This window comes from Streptomyces sp. CB09001 (assembly GCF_003369795.1).
Lineage (GTDB): Bacteria > Actinomycetota > Actinomycetes > Streptomycetales > Streptomycetaceae > Streptomyces.
The window spans coordinates 2,213,722-2,230,556 of sequence record NZ_CP026730.1; the positions used below are offsets into that span (position 1 = coordinate 2,213,722).

13 protein-coding genes and 1 pseudogene are annotated in these 16,835 nt (G+C 73.4%); 6 read left to right on the plus strand and 8 right to left on the minus strand.

The annotated features are described in order from the left end of the window. The first annotated feature begins 415 nt into the window (after positions 1-415). Complete coding sequence (locus C4J65_RS10230) at positions 416-3,712, plus strand: S8 family serine peptidase (protein ID WP_115742133.1); 3,297 nt, start codon at positions 416-418, stop codon at positions 3,710-3,712. Positions 3,713-3,831: 119 nt separating this feature from the next. On the opposite strand, the gene C4J65_RS10235 is transcribed toward C4J65_RS10230, so the two are convergent. Together C4J65_RS10235 and C4J65_RS10240 are read right to left on the minus strand one after the other, a co-directional pair. After that, entirely contained in the window at positions 3,832-4,578 is a 747-nt protein-coding gene (locus C4J65_RS10235) for a hypothetical protein (RefSeq protein ID WP_115742134.1), read from the minus strand. A gap of 1 nt (position 4,579) precedes the next feature. Continuing rightward, positions 4,580-5,116 carry a sigma-70 family RNA polymerase sigma factor gene (locus C4J65_RS10240; protein ID WP_162833117.1) on the minus strand — a complete coding sequence of 179 codons (537 nt, stop codon included), beginning with the start codon at positions 5,114-5,116 and terminating at the stop codon, positions 4,580-4,582. 266 nt (positions 5,117-5,382) lie between these two features. Here C4J65_RS10240 and C4J65_RS10245 point away from each other — a divergent pair, with 266 nt between their 5' ends. Then, positions 5,383-6,402: an aspartate-semialdehyde dehydrogenase gene (locus C4J65_RS10245; RefSeq protein WP_115742136.1), complete on the plus strand. Its 1,020-nt coding sequence runs from the start codon at positions 5,383-5,385 to the stop codon at positions 6,400-6,402. A gap of 126 nt (positions 6,403-6,528) precedes the next feature. Continuing rightward, a complete protein-coding gene (locus C4J65_RS10250) occupies positions 6,529-7,791 on the plus strand; it encodes a TerD family protein (RefSeq protein WP_115742137.1) in 1,263 nt (420 codons plus the stop codon). A 12-nt stretch (positions 7,792-7,803) separates the two neighbouring features. Here C4J65_RS10250 and C4J65_RS10255 read toward each other — a convergent pair whose 3' ends face one another. Then, entirely contained in the window at positions 7,804-8,280 is a 477-nt protein-coding gene (locus C4J65_RS10255) for a DUF1203 domain-containing protein (protein WP_115742138.1), read from the minus strand. Positions 8,281-8,392: 112 nt separating this feature from the next. Here C4J65_RS10255 and pepN point away from each other — a divergent pair, with 112 nt between their 5' ends. Further along, positions 8,393-11,029: an aminopeptidase N gene (gene pepN, locus C4J65_RS10260; protein ID WP_115742139.1), complete on the plus strand. Its 2,637-nt coding sequence runs from the start codon at positions 8,393-8,395 to the stop codon at positions 11,027-11,029. Between the two features lie 41 nt (positions 11,030-11,070). Here pepN and C4J65_RS36555 read toward each other — a convergent pair. Next, positions 11,071-11,250: pseudogene (locus C4J65_RS36555) on the minus strand (EamA family transporter); the annotation flags it as partial. A gap of 52 nt (positions 11,251-11,302) precedes the next feature. Beyond that, entirely contained in the window at positions 11,303-12,256 is a 954-nt protein-coding gene (locus C4J65_RS10270) for an EamA family transporter (protein ID WP_115742140.1), read from the minus strand. A gap of 112 nt (positions 12,257-12,368) precedes the next feature. Between C4J65_RS10270 and C4J65_RS10275 the strand changes: the two genes are divergently transcribed. Next, positions 12,369-12,887 (plus strand): MarR family transcriptional regulator, encoded by a 519-nt coding sequence (locus tag C4J65_RS10275; RefSeq protein ID WP_115742141.1) that lies wholly within the window; start codon positions 12,369-12,371, stop codon positions 12,885-12,887. A 96-nt stretch (positions 12,888-12,983) separates the two neighbouring features. Here the strand turns inward: C4J65_RS10275 and C4J65_RS10280 are convergent, their stop codons facing one another. From C4J65_RS10280 to C4J65_RS10290, 3 genes are all read right to left on the minus strand, one after another. Then, entirely contained in the window at positions 12,984-13,271 is a 288-nt protein-coding gene (locus tag C4J65_RS10280) for a hypothetical protein (protein WP_115742142.1), read from the minus strand. Positions 13,272-13,356: 85 nt separating this feature from the next. After that, the gene (malQ, locus tag C4J65_RS10285) at positions 13,357-15,516 is read right to left on the minus strand and encodes a 4-alpha-glucanotransferase (RefSeq protein WP_115742143.1); all 2,160 of its coding nucleotides are present in this window, start codon (positions 15,514-15,516) and stop codon (positions 13,357-13,359) included. A gap of 9 nt (positions 15,517-15,525) precedes the next feature. Next, positions 15,526-15,837 (minus strand): hypothetical protein, encoded by a 312-nt coding sequence (locus tag C4J65_RS10290; RefSeq protein WP_061444727.1) that lies wholly within the window; start codon positions 15,835-15,837, stop codon positions 15,526-15,528. Positions 15,838-16,149: 312 nt separating this feature from the next. Here C4J65_RS10290 and C4J65_RS10295 point away from each other — a divergent pair, with 312 nt between their 5' ends. Continuing rightward, on the plus strand, positions 16,150-16,806 hold the full coding sequence (locus C4J65_RS10295; protein ID WP_115742144.1) for a class I SAM-dependent methyltransferase: 657 nt from the start codon (positions 16,150-16,152) through the stop codon (positions 16,804-16,806). Positions 16,807-16,835: the final 29 nt, after the last annotated feature.

A 16,835-nucleotide genomic window follows, 5' to 3' on the forward strand; every position in this document is an offset into this window, starting at 1 on the left:
GAGGCCGGGAGGCCGGGAGGCCGGGAGGCCGGGAGGCCGGGAGGCCGGGAGGCCGGGAGGCCGGGAGGCCGGGAGGCCGGGAGGCCGGGAGGCCGGGAGGCCGGGAGGCCGGGAGGCCGGGAGGCCGGGAGGCCGGGAGGCCGGGAGGCCGGGAGGCCGGGAGGCCGGGAGGCCGGGAGGCCGGGAGGCCGGGAGGCCGGGGACGGCAAACGGGATTGTCATGACCCGCCCCTTGTGTCCCCGATGGCGCATGGCGGAAGTACGCCATGGCTTCATCCCGTCCCGGACAACTCTCCCCAATCAGTGATCTCTTGAGTAAAGCTGAGCGGTCGTCCGGGATCGGATTCCGGACTGCCTCGGCCAGGGCCGGTCGGCCTTGGTCGTACCGCTCGTTCCTTCACCCCAAGGGATGCCGATGACCAACAGCCCCCAGCGCGAACCGATACCGGGCGCGAGACGCGCGGCCCGCCTGGCCGTCGCCACGGGTCTCGCCGCCGCACTCGCCGCAGTCGGGCCGGTGCCCGCGGCCCTGGCCGCCGACGGGCCCTCCACGACCGCGCCGCCCGTCGACGCGTCCGTCAAGTCCGCCCACGACAAGCTCGGTTCCGACGACGCGGACCTGCTCGCCGAGGCGAAGGCCGCCGGCGAGAAGAACGTCACGATGATGGTCGCCACCGCGCCGGGCCGGACCGAGCAGGTGGCGAAGGAGCTGGACGCGGTCTCCGGCGGCACCGTCGGCCGCACCTACGACGAGCTGGGCTACGTGCGCGCCACCGTGCCCACCGCCAAGGCGGACTCGGCGATCGCCGCCGCCGCGAAGCTCTCCTCCGTGCACGGCATCGACCTGCGGGACGAGATCCCGCTGGACGACCCGACGCCGAGCGCGGACATGGCGAAGGGCGCCTCGCACAAGGGCCGTTCCTACCCGGCGCCGAACCGCTGGACGCCCGCCGAGAACCCGTACAACCCGTCCTTCGAGACGGGTGCCGTCGACTTCGTGAAGAAGTACCCGAAGTCGGACGGCCGCGGCGTCACCATCGGCATCCTCGACTCCGGCGTCGACCTCGGCCACCCGGCGCTGCGGAAGACCACCACGGGCGAGCGCAAGATCGTCGACTGGGTCACCGCCACCGACCCGGTCGTCGACGGCGACCGCACCTGGCGCCCGATGACCACCTCGGTCTCCGGGCCCACCTTCACCTACGGCGGGCAGACCTGGACGGCACCCGCGGGCGCCTACCGGGTCAGCACCTTCCTGGAGTCGTACACCACCGGCGGTGACGCCGCGGGCGACGCCAACCGGGACGGCGACACCACCGACTCCTGGGGCGTCCTGTACGACGCGAAGACCGGCACGGTCCGCGTCGACCTGAACAACAACCACGACTTCTCCGACGACACCCCGATGAAGCCCTACAAGGACGGCTTCCAGGTCGGGTACTTCGGCACCGACGACCCGAAGACGGACGTGGCCGAGCGCCAGCCCTTCGTGGTCGAGATCCGCAAGGACGTCGTCTACAACTCCGCGGGCGCCAAGGCGGACTTCGTCAACATCGGCGTCATCGAGTCCGAGCACGGCACGCACGTGGCCGGACTCGCCGCCGCCAACGGCCTGTTCGGCGGCCGCATGGACGGTGCCGCACCCGGCGCGAAGATCGTCTCCTCGCGCGCGTGCACCTGGAGCGGCGGCTGCACCAACGTCGCGCTGACCGAGGGCATGATCGACCTCGTCGTCAACCGGGGTGTCGACATCGTCAACATGTCGATCGGCGGTCTGCCCGCCCTCAACGACGGCAACAACGCGCGCGCCGAGCTGTACACCCGCCTCATCGACACCTACGGGGTGCAGCTCGTCATCTCCGCGGGCAACTCCGGCCCCGGCGCCAACACCATCGGGGACCCCGGCCTCGCCGACAAGGTGATCTCGGTCGGCGCGTCCATCTCCCGCGAGACCTGGGCCGCCAACTACGGCTCCGCGGTGCGGACCAAGTACCAGATGATGCCGTTCTCCTCGCGCGGACCGCGTGAGGACGGCGGCTTCACACCGACGCTGACCGCGCCCGGCGCCGCGGTCAACTCCATACAGACCTGGATGCCGGGCGCCCCGGTGCCGGAGGCGGGCTACGACCTCCCGGCCGGCTACGGCATGCTCCAGGGCACCTCGATGGCGTCCCCGCAGGCGGCGGGCGCCTCGGCCCTGCTCCTGTCGGCGGCGAAGCAGGCCCGCGTCGACCTCACCCCGGCGAAGCTGCGCACGGCGCTGACCTCCACCGCCGACCACATCAAGGGCGTGCAGGCGTACGAGGAGGGCGCGGGACTGATCAACATCCCCGACGCCTGGAAGTCGATCCGGCGCGGCGCGAGCGCCCACGAGTACACGGTCAAGGCACCGGTCGACACCGCGATCGACCAGTTCCTCGAGACCCCGGGCTACGGCACCGGCCTCTACGACCGCGAGGGCGGCCTGAAGGCCGGGCAGAAGAAGACGTACGAGATCACGCTCACCCGTACCACCGGCCCGGACCGGGCGGTCCGGCACGAGCTGGACTTCGAGAACAACGCGGGCCACACCTTCCGGATCGTCGGCCGCGACGAGGTGAGGCTGCCGCTGAACGAGCCGGTGACCGTCAAGGTCGAGGCGCGCCCCGGCTCCGCCGGGCTCAAGAGCGCGATCCTGGAGGTGGACGACCCGCGCACCGAGGGCGTCGACCAGCAGGTCCTGACCACGGTCGTGGTCTCCGCCCCGCTGAAGTACGACTTCTCGGCGAAGGGCTCGGTGCAGCGCAACGACACCACGTCGTACTTCGTGACCGTCCCCGAGGGCGCGAAGTCGCTGGAGGTGGCGATCGGCGGGCTCAAGGGTGAGAGCCAGACCCGGTTCATCTCCATCCACCCGTACGGCGTCCCGTCCGACAACACCTCGACGCCGTACTGCTACAACAACTACCTCGACGGCAACGGCTGCCGCCCCGACGTGCGTGCGTACGCGGACCCGCAGCCCGGCGTCTGGGAGGTCGAGGTCGAGGCCCGGCGCACCTCGCCGCTGCTCGACAACCCGTACCGGCTGGACGTCACCGTGCTCGGCGCGGCCTTCGACCCGGAGGTCGTGACCGTGCCCGAGGCCAAGGCGGGCACCCCGGCGGACGCCTCGTGGACGGTGACCAACAAGTACGCCGCCCTGGAGGGCAGGCTGGTCGGCGGCCCGCTCGGCTCGTCCGAGACGTCCCGCCCGGCGATCGAGCAGGGTGAGACGGCCACCTCCACGGTCGAGGTGCCCGAGGGCGCCGAGTCGCTGGACGTCGCCATCGGCGGCGTCTCCGACGCGGCCGCCGACCTGGACCTGACGGTCTACGGCGAGGACGGCGCCGTCGTCGCCCAGTCCGCCGACGGCGACTCGGAGGAGTCGGTGTCGATCGCGAAGCCGGCCGCCGGTACGTACACCGTCGAGGTCGCGGGCTACTCGGTGCCGTCGGGCAGCACGGAGTACGACTACCGGGACGTGTACTTCGCCGCCACGCTCGGCTCGGTGACGGTGGACGACTCGGCGACGGTGAAGCTCGGCACGGGCGACTCCGCGACGGTCTCCGGCAGCGTCACGGCCCTGGCCGCCGCCCCCGAGGGCCGCGAGTTCTTCGGCCGGGTCCAGCTGGTCAACGCCCACGGCACCGTCGCGGGCCTGGGCAGCGTGCGGATCGGCAAGGTCGTGCCGTAGTCCGGTGCGGTACGGGGAGGGGCGGGCGCGCCGGCTTGGGGCGCCCGCCCCTTTCGCGTGCTCCTCGGGGTGCTGCTCGGTGTGCGCTCGGTGTGCTGCTGGGTGTGCTCCTCGGTGGCTCAGTCGCAGGTGAGGGTGCGGGACTCGGGGAGGGAGGCGGTGATCCAGGTGCGGGCGGTGGCGATGTTCCGGTCGCCGGTGATCACCGTGTCCGCGGTGGGCCGCTCCCGCAGGACGCCGACCAGTGCCCGGTCGCCGGGGGCGAGGCGGGCGAGGCTGTCGTCCAGGACGAACGTCGTCGTCGGCCCGGCGCTCTCCCCCGGTGCGTAGGCGTGCGTCACGCGGAGCGTGACCCGGTGCCGTGCGGTGCCCGGTACCGGTTCGGCGGCGGTCACCGTGCCCTCGGCGACCAGCCGGGCGCAGACCAGATAGCGGGGGGTGCCGAAGACGAGGGCCGCCTCCTGGCCCGCGGTCGGGCTCCCCGGCCGCACCGCGGAGCTGTCGGCCGCGCTGCCGCTCGCCGCGTCCTCGTCGGCACCGCTGCCGGTCTGCACGGCCAGCCAGCCCAGGCTCGTGACGACCACCCCCGCGCAGGCCGCCGCGAGGACCCCCAGGGCGAGGCGGAAGGGGCGGCGGCGTGGTGCCGGGGCCGGAGCCGGAGCCGGGCGCTCTTCCGGAGCGGCGTCGCCCAGGGCGTCCCCGAGCAGGTTCAGCTGCTCCCGCAGCAGCGCCACGTCGGCCGTCGCCGACCGGTACTCGCCGCGGGCGTCCGGCCCCGCGTCCGGCGGCAGCGGCTCGCCGGTGATCGCGGCCATCAGCGCGTCGTACCCGTCGTCGTACCCACCGGGGTGCTGTTCGGCGGCCATCTCACACCACCTCGTCCTCGTGCAGGCGGGCGCGCAGGGCCCGGACCGCCGTGTGCAGCCTGCTCTTGACCGTGCCCTCGGGGATGCCCAGCTCCTCGGCGATGCCACGCACCGGAAGATCGGCGTAGAAGCGCAGGACGAGGACCTGGCGCTGGGCGTCGGGCAGCTCGTCCAGGCCCTGCGCGACGGCGAGGGACAGGACGCTGGTGTCCTCGTCGCGGGGGTGCTCCGGCTGGCGCAACGCGGCCAGGCGCTCCCCGAGCCGGTCCTGACGGCGTCTGGCCCGGTGCCAGTCCATGGCCAGGTTGGAGGCGACGACCGCCGCCCAGGCGGACACGTCGCGCGGCGCCTCACGGCCACTGGCCGTCCGCTCCAGCAGCCGCAGGCGGACCTGCTGCACCCCGTCCGGCAGGTCCGCCTGCGGCACCCCGCCGAGCGCGAGCACCGCCCGCACCCGGCGTTCCTGTGCCGCGTCCAGGGGGTCGTCGCGTACGTCGTCCCCCTGGCCGCGGCGGGCCCTTCTGCGCAGCAAAGCCATTTCCTCCCCCGGCCACGTTTCCCTTACGACGCGCGAGGAGCCCGAAACGTTCGCCCGGGCGGCCGCCTTTCGGCGCGAGGCGTACGTCACATCGTCGTGTGGGGCGGGAAGGGGTGGGCAGGGGCGGACCGGGCCACCGCGTCCCAAGGTGCGGGAACACCGTGCAAAGGATTGGACAGGCGGGCCGGGCTTCGCCCCATGATGGAAAGGTCTCGGCCGAGCAAAGCGCGCGTGAGGACACGCGTACAAACGGAGAAGGAGTCACCGTGAGGGTCGGAATCGTCGGAGCCACCGGTCAGGTGGGCACGGTCATGCGCAGGATCCTCACGGAGCGCGACTTCCCCGTCACCGAGCTGCGCCTGTTCGCCTCGGCCCGCAGCGCCGGCAAGTACCTGGACGGCGTGACGGTGGAGGACGCGGCCACCGCCGACTACTCCGGGCTGGACATCGTGCTGTTCTCGGCGGGCGGTGCCACCTCCAAGGCGCTGGCCGAAAAGGTCGCCTCGCAGGGCCCGGTCGTGATCGACAACTCCTCCGCCTGGCGCCGCGACCCCGAGGTCCCGCTCGTGGTCTCCGAGGTGAACCCGCACGCGATCGCCGACCGCCCCAAGGGCATCATCGCCAACCCGAACTGCACCACGATGGCCGCGATGCCGGTGCTGCGTCCGCTGCACGCGGAGGCGGGCCTCGAAGCCCTCGTCGTCGCCACCTACCAGGCGGTGTCCGGCTCCGGCCTGGCCGGCGTGGACGAGCTGTTCGAGCAGGTCCAGAAGGTGGGCGCGGACGCCCCCAAGCTGACCCACGACGGTTCGGCCGTCGAGTTCCCGAAGCCGGACAAGTACGTGGCGCCCATCGCGTACAACGTGCTGCCGCTGGCCGGCTCGATCGTCGACGACGGCCTGCACGAGACGGACGAGGAGCAGAAGCTCCGCAACGAGTCCCGCAAGATCCTGGAGATCCCGGAGCTGAAGGTGTCCGGCACCTGCGTGCGCGTGCCCGTCTTCAGCGGCCACTCCCTGCAGATCAACGCCCGTTTCGCCCGGCCGATCAGCGTGGAGCGCGCCAAGGAGCTGCTGGCCGGCGCCCCCGGCGTGGCGCTCACCGAGGTGCCGACGCCGCTTGAGGCGGCCGGTCAGGACCCGGCGTACGTGGGCCGGATCCGCCAGGACGAGACCGTGGACAACGGCCTCGCCCTGTTCGTCTCCAACGACAACCTCCGCAAGGGCGCGGCCCTGAACGCGGTGCAGATCGCGGAGCTGGTGGCGGCGGAGCTGTCCGCCAAGTAGTCCACCGCTTCCCAAGGGGCGGTCACCCGGTACGGGGTGGCCGCCCCCTCCCGTGTGACGCCCCCCCCCGATGCGGAGTATGGCAATCCGCCTCGCCAGTCGTGCCGATCGTGTGAAGATCACGCCATGACGCAGATGACGAAGGGCGGCAACCTGCCCGTTCCCGCAGCCACCCTCCAGGTCGCGGTGACCTGGCGGCAGGGCGCCCACGTACCGGACGTGGACGTTTCGGCCCTGCTGCTCGACGCTGCCGGCCGAGTCCGCTCGGACGCCGACCTCGTCTTCTACAACCAGCCGGCCCACCCGTCGGGCGCCGTGCGCCACCTGGGCAAGGGCCGGGGGGCCGACGGCACGGGCGCCGACTGGCTGTGGCTGGACCTCGCGGCCGTCGAACTCGGAATGGACCGGGTCGTGGTGGCCGCGTCCACCGACGCAGGAACGTTCGGGCAGGTGCCCTTCCTGGATGTCCGGGTCGCTCTGCCGGACGGGCGGCAGGTCGCGTCCTTCACGATCGGGGACGCCTCGACGGAGACCGCCTTCGTCTTCGGCGAGTTCTACCGCAGGAACGGCGGCTGGAAGTTCCGCGCGGTGGGGCAGGGGTACGCCTCGGGCCTCGCCGGGCTCGCCACGGACTTCGGCATCTCGGTCGCCGAGGACCCGCAACCGGTACCCATGGCCCCGGCCCCCGCGCCCCCTCCACCCCTGCCACCCGCCCCTCCGGCCTCTTACGCCCCTCCGGCGGCGCCCTCGCACGCGGCGCCCTCGCACGCGGCGCCGGTCGCCGCGTCCTTCCCGGCGCCGCCCGCCGACCGCCTGGCGTCGGAGCTGGCGCTCTCCTTCCCGCCGTTCACGCACCACGCCTCGGGCAAGGAACGCGTCACCTGCCCGCCGAACCTGCCGCCCGGCGCCCGCGTGGTCGTCGAGATCGCGTGCAGGGACAGCATCTCGGTGAACATCGACTCGTGCGACGCGTACGGACGCGCCGACCAGGATCTGCTGTCGACGTACGAGGACGACGTCCACGCCCGTACGTTCGCCACCGTCCCCAAGGACCGGCCGCTGTCCCTGCTGGTGCGCGCCGACACCCCCTGGACGCTGCGGGTGCTGCCGCTCGCCCACGCCCGGCGCCTGGTGCACAGCCTGGACGGCAGGGGCCCGGACCTGCTGGTGTACGAGGGTCCCGCGGGTGTGCTGTCCTTCGTGCACCAGGGCCGGAGCAACTTCGTCGTCTGGCACTACTTCGCCTCGCACGATCCCGAGTGGGAGGACGACGAGGAGGATCTCCTCGTCAACGAGGTCGGCCTCCTCGACGTACTGGCTCCCGTGCAGGCGCCCGGCATCCTGCGCATCGAGGCCGACGGCCCCTGGCGGATCGGGGTGGGCGGCTGAGGCGGGCGGGTCTCAGCCGCGGCGCACCTCGTACAGGAAGCAGCCGTACTCGACGGCCCGGACGTGGACGAACGCCACGGCCGGGTCGTCGAGCGCTTCCCGGAGGGCGTACTCGAAGGCGCCGGGGTCACCGATCAGCCGCCCGCCCAGGATGTGCCCGTCGGCGGAGTAGCGGCGCAGGGTGCGGTGCGAGTTGGTGAAGGGGAGGCGGTCCGTCTCCGGGCCCGCGCACTCCTCGGCGTGGATGAAGACCGGCCCCTGCTCGTCGTAGGCGCCCGGGTCGGCGCCCGTCTCCGCCGCCCAGCGGCGCAGCGGGGCGTAGGAGACCAGCGCGATCCGATCGCCGGGGCTGCTGCGGCGCAGGCAGCAGCGCAGGGGCGCGCCGCCCTCGTCGTCGGTCGTGGGAGCGGGGACGCGGCCCGCGTCGTCGGTGGCGCGCAGTTCCTCGAGGGCGGCCGGAGGGACGGGGTGTGCGGTGTAACCGTTCATGGGTCCAGGCTCGCGCGCGGGCGCGCCGCGCACCGGCGGGAAATGGACATCGCGTTCCGTCCCGGCCACGTGGAAGGATGGCGCAACCCACACATAACGAGGAGATGACCGCGTGCCTGGCACAAACCTGACTCGCGAAGAGGCGCGGCAGCGGGCGACGCTGCTGACCGTTGACTCGTACGAGATCGATCTCGACCTCACCGGCGCGCAGGGTGGGGGCACCTCCCCCTCGAGCGAAGCCGAGAGCGGGGGAGGCACCTACCGGTCCGTGACCACGGTGCGCTTCGACGTCGCCGAGGGCGGCGGCGAGTCCTTCATCGACCTGGTCGCGCCGACGGTCCACGAGGTGACGCTGAACGGCGACGCCCTCGACCCCGCCGAGGTGTTCCAGGACTCCCGCATCGCCCTGCCGGGCCTGCTGCCGGGACGCAACATCCTGCGCGTGGCCGCGGACTGCGCGTACACCAACACCGGCGAGGGCCTGCACCGGTTCGTCGACCCGGTGGACGACCAGGCGTACCTGTACACGCAGTTCGAGGTGCCGGACGCGCGCCGGGTCTTCGCGAGCTTCGAGCAGCCGGACCTGAAGGCGACGTTCCAGTTCACCGTGAAGGCCCCCGAGGGCTGGACGGTCATCTCCAACTCGCCGACGCCCGAGCCGAAGGACAACGTCTGGGAGTTCGAGCCGACCCCGCGCATCTCGTCGTACATCACGGCGCTGATCGTCGGCCCGTACCACTCGGTGCACAGCGTGTACGAGAAGGACGGGCAGTCCGTGCCGCTCGGCATCTACTGCCGTCCCTCGCTGGCCGAGCACCTCGACGCGGACGCGATCTTCGAGGTCACCCGGCAGGGCTTCGACTGGTTCCAGGAGAAGTTCGACTACCAGTACCCCTTCAAGAAGTACGACCAGCTCTTCGTGCCGGAGTTCAACGCGGGCGCGATGGAGAACGCGGGCGCGGTGACCATCCGCGACCAGTACGTGTTCCGCTCGAAGGTGACGGACGCCGCGTACGAGGTGCGCGCCGCCACGATCCTGCACGAGCTGGCGCACATGTGGTTCGGCGACCTGGTCACCATGGAGTGGTGGAACGACCTGTGGCTGAACGAGTCGTTCGCCACCTACGCCGAGGCCGCCTGCCAGGCCGACGCGCCCGGCTCGAAGTGGCCGCACTCGTGGACGACGTTCGCCAACCAGATGAAGACCTGGGCATACCGGCAGGACCAGTTGCCGTCCACGCACCCGATCATGGCGGACATCAGCGACCTGGACGACGTGCTCGTCAACTTCGACGGCATCACGTACGCCAAGGGCGCCAGCGTGCTCAAGCAGCTCGTGGCGTACGTCGGTGAGGACGCGTTCTTCCGGGGCGTGCAGGCGTACTTCAAGCGGCACGCGTTCGGCAACACCCGCCTGTCCGACCTGCTGGGCGCGCTGGAGGAGACCTCGGGGCGCGACCTGAAGACCTGGTCGAAGGCCTGGCTGGAGACGGCCGGCATCAACGTGCTGCGCCCGGAGATCGAGACCGACGCCGACGGTGTCATCACCTCCTTCGCCGTCCGCCAGGAGGCCCCGGCGCTCCCCGCGGGTGCCAAGGGCGAGCCGACCCTGCGCCCGCACCGCATCGCGATCGGCGCCTACGACCTCGACGGCGACGGCAGGCTGGTGCGCGGCGTGGGGGTCCCCCCGGCCGAAGGCTGGGGGAGGGTCGAGCTGGACGTGGACGGCGAGCTGACGGCCGTACCGCAGCTGGTGGGCAAGCCCCGCCCGGCGGTGCTGCTCCTGAACGACGACGACCTGTCGTACGCGAAGGTGCGCCTGGACGAGCAGTCGCTGGCCGTGGTCACCGAGCACCTCGGCGACTTCACCGAGTCCCTCCCCCGCGCCCTGTGCTGGGCGTCGGCGTGGGACATGACCCGGGACGCGGAGCTGGCGACCCGCGACTACCTGTCGCTGGTGCTGTCGGGCATCGGCAAGGAGTCCGACATCGGTGTCGTGCAGTCGCTGCACCGCCAGGTGAAGCTGGCCATCGACCAGTACGCCGCCCCCACCGCCCGCGAGGCGCTGCTCACCCGCTGGACCGAGGCCACGCTGGCCCACCTGCGCGCCGCCGAGGCGGGCAGCGACCACCAGCTGGCGTGGGCGAGGGCGTTCGCGGCGACGGCGCGGACGCCGGAGCAGCTGGACCTGCTGGACGCGCTGCTGGACGGCACGCAGACGATCGAGGGCCTGGCCGTCGACACCGAGCTGCGCTGGGCGTTCGTGCAGCGGCTCGCGGCCGTGGGCCGGTTCGGCGGGTCGGAGATCCAGAGCGAGTACGAGCGGGACAAGACCGCCGCCGGTGAGCGCCACGCGGCCACCGCGCGGGCGGCCCGCCCGACCGAGGCGGCCAAGGCGGAGGCCTGGGAGTCGGTCGTCGACTCCGACAAGCTGCCGAACGCCGTGCAGGAGGCGGTCATCGCCGGCTTCGTCCAGACCGACCAGCGCGAGCTGCTGGCGGCGTACACGGAGCGGTACTTCGAGGCGCTGAAGGACGTCTGGGCGTCCCGTTCGCACGAGATGGCCCAGCAGATCGCGGTCGGCCTGTACCCGGCGGTGCAGGTGTCCCAGGAGACCCTGGACCGCACGGACGCGTGGCTGGCCTCCGCCGAGCCGAACGCGGCCCTGCGCCGGCTGGTCTCGGAGTCCCGCTCGGGCGTCGAGCGCGCGCTGCGGGCCCAGGCGGCGGACGCGGCGGCGGCCGAGTAGGCGGTCCGTACGTACGAGGGGGCGTCCGGTGTCGCACCGGGCGCCCGCCGCGCTCCGAAGGGGGCGACGACCGCGTGGGCCACCGCCCGGCGCCGGAAGGCGTGCTGGACGGGCGGCACGCTGTCGCCGAGGGCCCGGGAGGTGACGAGGCTGCCGGACCGGGCGAGGGTGGCGAGCACGGCGAGCGCGAGAGGCGAGGGCGGCGGGCGCGTCGGCCGCGCCCCGGGCGGTTGTGGCCACGACGGTCCTTTCCTGGTCCGGGGCCTCGCGGACCTACCGTCCCGGGGCCGTACCCGTCAGGTCCATCGAATCCTTTCGACCGTTCCGTGAAGCAGAACTGAGGGGTTCCGCATCCGCTGCGACCGGCCGCGGGCGCGGCACGGCCTGGCCCGCGAGGGTGGCCCCGAACGCCAGCGCCATCCCCGCCAGTTGCACCGGGCCGAGCGCCTCGCCGAGCGCCGCCCAGCCGATCACGGCGGCGGTCAGCGGCGAGAGCGGTCCGAGGAAGGTGACCTGGGTGGCGGAGAGCCGGCCGATGCCGCGGAACCAGAGCCAGTACGCGAGGGCCGTGTTGGCCAGCGCCAGGTAGAGGTAGCCGCCGATCGCCGGGGCGTCCAGGGCGGGCGGGGCACCCTCGACCAGCAGGGCGAGCGGCGCGAGGAGCAGGCCGCCCGCGGTCAGCTGCCAGCCGGTGAGGGCGAGCGGGCCGACTCCGTCGGGGCGGCCCCAGCGCCCCGCGAGCACGGTGCCGGTGGACATGGACGCGGTGGAGGCGAGGGCCGCGAGCACGCCGAGCGGGTCCAGCCCCCCGGCCGCCTCCAGCACCACCAGGCTGACGCCGGACGCGGCGACGACGCCGGTGAGCACGGACCGGGTGGTGGGCCGCTGCCCGAGCAGGAGGGCCGAGAGGCCGACGACGAGGAGCGGGCCGACCGAGCCGACGACGGCGGCCATTCCGCCGGGCATCCGGTAGGCGGCGAGGAACAGCAGCGGGAAGAAGGCCCCGATGTTCAGCACGCCCAGCACCGCCGCCTTCCCCCACCAGGCGCCGCGCGGCAGCACCCGGGCGAGGGCGAGCAGCAGCAGCCCGGCCGGCAGGGCACGCATCAGCCCGGTGAACAGGGGCCGGTCGGGCGGCAGGAACTCGGTGGTCACGGCGTAGGTGCTGCCCCAGGAGACCGGGGCGAGGGCGGTAAGCGCGATGACGGCGGGGCGGGTCGCGGCCATGAGGGCACCCTTCGGAGACGAATGAAGCTCGATGGAAAGTAGCTTACTTCTAAGCAAGTTTCCGTCAAGCCACTTTCTTGCGGCCGAGCGGAACGGCCCCGATACTCGTCGCATGACTGAACGCCCCCCGCAGCCCGGACCGCGCAAGGACCCCGTCGACGTGATCATCGATCAGTGGGCGGCGGTGCGGCCCGACCTGGACACGGCCGCCATGGAGGTGTTCGGCCGGGTCTTCCGGCTGGCGCGCGCGATGGGCGACCGGATGGAGAAGGCGTACGAGCGCTACGGCATCTCGCGCGGGGAGTTCGACGCCCTGGCCACCCTGCGCCGCTCCGGGGAGCCGTACACGCTCTCGCCGCGGCAGCTGTCGGCCACGCTGATGCTGACCACCGGTGGCATGACCGGCCGGCTGGACAAGCTGGAACGGGCGGGCCTGCTGCGCCGCTCCCCCGACCCGCACGACCGCCGGGGACTCCAGGTCACCCTCACCGAACGGGGCCTCGAGCTGATCGACGAGGCGGTCGGCGCGGGCCTGGACACCCAGACCGAGGCGCTGGCCTCCCTCGGCGCGGAACGGGCCGGTCAGCTGGCCGACCTGCTGCGGGACCTCCTCGCCGGTACGGAGAAGTAGGGGCCGCCCGCGGGAATGCCGAAGGGCGCCGCCCCCTCCGCGTGCGTGCGGCGGGGACGGCGCCCTCGGTGAGACTGGGGGCGGCCGGGCGTCGGGTCAGGCCTTCGCGGCGACCTTGGCCTTGGCCTTGTTCTTGGCACCGGGCGCCGACACCCGGTGGTCCGGGTGGGACCGGTCCAGGACCATGACCAGACCCGCGATGACCGCGAACAGCGCGAGCGGGGCCAGGACGTAGAGGCCCAGCGTCTCGACGACGCTCAGGCCGGTGCCGGGGTCGTCGCCGTCGTCGCGCGTCAGCGCGAGCGCGGGGGACGACATGAGCAGCATCATCAGCGTCGTACCGGCTGCCAGGGCGCCGGCGCGCAGGGCGTTCTTCTTGTCCACGGTGCCAAGTTAGCGAACGGTCCGGGCGGCCGCGCGCCCGGGGTGCCCGTACGGGGTCCGCGGACGCCCGGCGCGGGCGTCCCGCTCAGCCGTCCCGGTCGCCGCCGCGCTCCCGTACGGCGTCCCGTACGGCGTCCCGTACGGGAGCGCGTGCGGCATCGCGCACGACGTCGATCAGCGCGTGCAGCCGGGGCGAGGCGGCCAGCTCCTCCAGGGTCACCGGGCGGCCCTCGGCGTCGGCGACGGGCAGCCGCCAGTTCGGGTACTGGTCCCAGGTGCCGGGGAGGTTCTGCGGGCGGCGGTCGCCGACGGCGTCCGGGAGCCAGATGCCGGCCATGTGGGCGGGGGTGCGCAGCAGGAACCGGTGCACGGCCTGGATCTCCGCCTCCTCGGCGGGCGTTCCGGTGTCGCCGCCGGTGCCGCGCAGCAGTCCGAGCCTGGCCAGGACCTCCAGCCACTCGGCGGTGTCCGCGGCGGCCTCGGCGCGTTCCTCCTCCAGCGGGCGGGTGAGCAGGCCGAGCCGGTCGCGGAGTTCGACGTGTTCGCCGGTGAGGCGGGCGGCGGTGGACGGCAGGTCGTGGGTGGTGGCGGTGGCCAGGCAGTCGGCGCGCCACCGCTCGGGCGGCAGGGGGCGGCCGTCGCCGGTCCAGTCCCGTTCGAACCAGAGCACCGAGGTGCCCAGCACCCCGCGCTCGCGCAGCGCCTCGCGCACCCCGGGCTCCACGGTGCCCAGGTCCTCGCCGATGACGACGGCACCGGCCCGGCGGGCCTCCAGGACGAGGACGGCGAGCATGGCCTCGGCGTCGTAGTGGACGTAGGTGCCCTCGGTGGGCGGCCGGCCCTCGGGCACCCACCAGAGCCGGAACAGGCCCATGACATGGTCGACGCGCAGTGCCCCGGCGTACCGGAACAGGCCGCGCAGCAACTCCCGGAACGGCGCGTACCCGCAGTCCGCGAGGCGGTCCGGGCGCCAGGGCGGCAACCCCCAGTCCTGGCCGCGGGAGTTGAAGGCGTCCGGCGGCGCTCCCACCGACATCCCGGCGGCGAAGTACTCCTGCTGGGCCCAGGAGTCGGCGCCGCGCGGGTGCACGCCGACGGCGAGGTCGTGGACGATCCCGACCGGCATGCCGGCCTCGCGCGCGGTGCGATGGGCGGCGGTGAGCTGGGTGTCGGTGAGCCAGGTGAGGCGGGAATGGAAGTCGACGCGGTCCATCAGCTCGCCGCGGGCGCGGTCGGTGTCGGCCGAGCGGGGGTCGCGCAGGCCCTCGGGCCAGCGGCGCCAGTCGGGGCCGTGGACCTCGGCGAGCGCGCACCAGGTGGCGTGGTCCTCCAGGGCGGTGCCCTGTGCGGCGAGGTAGTCGCAGTAGGCGGCGCGGCGGCCCGGGCCGAGTGGGACCTCGTGGAGCAGTTCGAGCGCGTCGCGCTTCAGCTCCCACACGGCGTCCCGGTCGATCAGGGCGTCCTTCTCCAGCACGCCCTCGCGCAGCCGCCCGGCCCGGTCCCGCAGGGCCCTGGCGCGCTCGTGGTCCGTGACGTACGCGTACTCGGGCACGTCCTCGATCCGCAGGTGCACCGGGTCGGGGAAGCGGCGCGAGGACGGCCGGTACGGCGACGGGTCGGTGGGAGCGCCGGGTACGGCCGCGTGCAACGGGTTGACCTGCACGAATCCGGCGCCGAGGGAGCGACCGGCCCAGGCGGCAAGTTCACCGAGGTCGCCGAGGTCGCCCATGCCCCAGGAGCGGCGGGAGAGGAGGGAGTAGAGCTGGACGAGAAGCCCGTAGGAGCGTCCAGCGGGAGCGGGCAGCCGGGCGGGCGCGACGATCAGGTGGGCCTGGGCGGTACGGCCGTCGGGCGCGGTGGCGGTCAGCCGGTGGACGCCGTGCGCAAGCCCCTCGACCCCGCCGCGGCGCTCGCCCTGCTCGGTCTCGACGCGCAGCCGGGAGCCCGCGGGCAGGGCGGCCAGCGCGGCCGGGGTGCCGCCGCCGTCCCAGCGGACGACGGTGGGCGGCAGCAGCCGTTCGCGCAGCTCGGCGTCCCGGGCGGCGAGCGCGGCCCGTACGGCCCCGGGGGTGGTCGCGTCCACGCCGAGGGCGGCCAGCGCGAGGGTGACGGCGGTGGCCGTGGCCGGGACGGTGCGGTCCGGGGAGGGGCGGTAGGAGGTGGCGACGCCGTGCAGGGCGGCGAGCCTGGTCAGATCCTCGGGAAGGTCCTCGGTGGGCGGCTCGGCCGGCTGGGCTGCGGGCATCTGCTTCCTCTACGACCTCGTGGGTTCCGGAACGGGGACGGCGAAGGAGGGGCCGCCCTGCTCCGGCACGTCGGCCGTGAGTTCGGGCGAGGACTCGCTGGTCAGCGGTACGGCGTCGGCGAACGGCGACTCGCTGGTGAGGGGCTCGGCGTCGGGCAGCGGCGGTTCGCTGGTCAGCGGGGTCTCGGCGCAGCTGCCGGTGGCGCCGAAGACGCAGTAGTGCGGGGTCTCGGAGGCGGCGGAGGGCTCCGCCCAGGGGGTGGACGGCTCCGCCACGGGTTTGGAGGGGGCCGGCAGCAGAAGGGGCGCCAGTGCAGCCACGGGGGTCTCCTTTGGATCAGGCTCTGGGTCGGACGGTGGTTCGGGCTCTTGATCGGGCTCTGGGTGAGGCGTCGTACCGAGCACGCTTGTGGCGAGTTACGGCAGCCCCTACCCAGTCCCCGCGAGGACAGACGCCCCAATACCGCCAACGTGGCCCTGGTCACATCCGCCCTCTCCTGAATACGTACAGACCCAGCCAAAAAAACACGTAACCCGGGCATGGATCACCCAAACCGGTCACCGGGCCCGGCCACGCACGGGCACTCACAGCCCTGGGAACTGTGGCCCGAGGACGAATCGTCGAAGGAACACATGAAGTCACTGCCGCATCGGCTCCACCAGGCGCTCGACCGGTTCAACGCCGCTCACCCCTGGGACCACAACGCCCACTACCACCGCTGGACCTTGCGGCAGCTCCCCCACCGGTTCGGCAGCGCGCTGGACGTCGGTTCCGGCGCTGGTGACCTGGCCCGCCTGCTCGCCACCCGGGCCGACGAGGTCCGCGGCGTCGATTCGGATCCGGCGATCACCGCACGGGCACGCGCCCTGACCGCCACGTCGACGGCGGCCTCCTTCACCGTCGCCGACGCCCTGACGGACCTCCCCGCCGGACCCCACGACGTCATCACCTGCGTCGCCGCCCTCCACCACCTGCCGTTCACCGAGGGCCTCGACACCTTCCGCCGGCACCTGGCCCCCGGCGGCACCCTGGCCGTCGTCGGTCTCTACCGACCGCGGACCGTCACGGACCACCTGCTCGGCGCGGCCGCCGTCCTCCCCAATGCCGCCATCGGGTGGCTCAAGAACAGGGGCTGCGCAAGACCCCGCCCGGCCTCGATGACCGCCCGGACCCGGCCGGCCGACATGACGTTCTCCGACATCACCGAAGCGGCACGGGAAGTTCTGCCCGGCGCCCGACTGCGCCGACGCCTCTTCTGGCGCTACACCCTCACCTGGCGCCACCCCTGACCGGCCGGATCTCCCCTACGCTGACGGGG